At 56.9% G+C, this 1983-nt stretch carries 2 protein-coding genes; both read left to right on the top strand.

Going from position 1 to position 1983, the window contains the following annotated elements:
• On the top strand, positions 1 to 201 hold a 201-nt coding region (locus tag BV911_RS18665), incomplete at its 5' end, for an IS3 family transposase (protein ID WP_139840022.1).
• A 743-nt stretch (positions 202 to 944) separates the two neighbouring features.
• Positions 945 to 1724, top strand: a complete 780-nt coding sequence (locus BV911_RS18660; RefSeq protein ID WP_086055034.1) for a carbohydrate deacetylase — start codon at positions 945 to 947, stop codon at positions 1722 to 1724.
• Positions 1725 to 1983: the final 259 nt, after the last annotated feature.

The raw sequence follows: 1983 nt of genomic DNA, 5'->3' as shown, positions 1-1983 counted from the left end.
ACGATAAACGGCCTATTCAAAGCTGAGGTCATTCATCGCCGTGGCCCCTGGCGCAGCTTTGAAGCCGTCGAATATGCCACCCTCGAATGGGTCGACTGGTTCAACAATCGCCGCCTGCTGGAACCTATCGGGAATATCCCGCCCGCTGAGGCAGAAGCAAACTTCTATGCTGCTATGGAAAGATCAGATATGGCCGCGTAACTAAGACAATTCAGCCTCCGGCAAACCCGGCGCGGTTCAGTTTTATAGAGGCGCAGATTATCGGGATGATCAAGGAACAAGAGGCTGAAATCTCGACCGCTGGGGCCGGTCCTTAAAGCAGGGCTGTATTCCTTGTCTTCCGACGCGTCTCTGAACCAGTTCGCGTCGTGGCGCGGTCGGTCAGATGCCTTTATGCCGATTGGGAACGGCATAATTTCCATAATCCATATTATTAAAAGAAATCACCCTCTTCATAATTGAAACAAAATTACGCTTCATTTAGGCTCCAATGCCCTACAATGGCTTTGAGCGGACGACGGCAGAGCATGGATTTCATCGCGATCGATCAGGGAAGCAGCCGATTACGAACCCGGCGGATCGACACGGGCGGCCAAGTCAGAATACTAAGAGCATGCGATCCCCGCCGCACGTCCCTGCCGGGTCGCCAATGTGAAGTGGTTCTGATGGGTGCATGCGGCGACTGTATCAAGGACGGCACGACGGCGCCGATCCCTTGGTACCGCAGATTTGCCATTGGATAATCCGGGCGAGACGTGCCGAGAGCAGGAAGGATTTGCTATTAATGTCGTCGCGCGCAATTCTCCTGACGCCGTCCAAAGCACTGCAACGCAGGGCCAAATCATTGGCGACAGGTCGTTGACCGGCGTCTTTCGCCCCGGTGTCTCGATCCCCGCTGAGGCGCCTTCGGCCTTGCTGGCCGGTCTCCACTCGGCCGATCGCCGATGCGGTTGATCGTAACCGCCGATGATGCAGGGATGTCCCATGCCGTTGATCGCGGTATCGCTCTCGCGGCCCGACATGGGATCGTTTCGAATACGAGTTTCATGGTTGCCGCCGCTTATCCCAGCATCGGCGACGCAGCGCAGAGGGTGTCAGACATAGACGTTCCCTGCGGCATTCACCTGCAACTCACATCGGGAGCCCCACTCACACCAGAACTGGCGAGAACTTGGGGAAATGCGTTTCCGGATCTGGCGCGCGCCCGTAGCATTGCCCCCGCACTTGCCAAGGCAGAGTGGCGTGCCCAGATTGATGCTGCGCTGGAGGCAAGGCTCACGCCGTCTCATCTGGACAGCCATCAGGGGCTACACCGCCTTGCCGCGTTCAGAACGATCTATTTCGATCTTGCAAGGGAATACGGGCTTCCTGCGCGTGGCTACGACGCCGAGTTTGCGCAAAATGCCAAGGATTTGGGGGTGTCCACGCCCGATCACACGCTCTCAGAATGGACCGGCGGCTTTCATTCTTGGCACTCGCTCTCGGAAAGCCTTGGAACATTGAATGCCGTGATACCCGATTTAGCGGTTTGCGAACTTGTCACTCACCCCGGCTTCATCGACTCGCAGCTCATGGCATCGTCGCGCTGGACGCAATGTCGCCTACACGACCTTCTCGAACTTGTGCGACCTCAACTTCAGGATTTTCTGCTGGCCGAGGATATAAAACTTGTCAATTTCGCCAGCCTTGCCCCTCGCCGCCCGAGCACCCCGAGTTCAGAATAAGAGCGCCCCTTAGGGGCTCAGCCTATTTGTCATGCGCGCCGGGCCCAGTACCGACATGCTGACCACCTTCTCACTGCGGCTAGTCCACGACCACTGCACACAAGCTGCCAATGCGGTCGTGCTGATCATCGCAGAGGTGGTCGCAAGAATTCGGACCAGTTGCTAAGCTTTAGCGACTGACGAAGGACCGACCTGAGATGACAAAACGAAAGCGCTATTCTGCGGAGTTCAAGGCAAAGGTGGCACTGGAAGCCATCCG

Source organism: Pseudoruegeria sp. SK021, from assembly GCF_002119405.1.
GTDB lineage: Bacteria > Pseudomonadota > Alphaproteobacteria > Rhodobacterales > Rhodobacteraceae > Meridianimarinicoccus.
The sequence above is the reverse complement of the archived record's forward strand: the minus strand, read 5'-3'. Positions and strand labels throughout refer to the sequence as shown.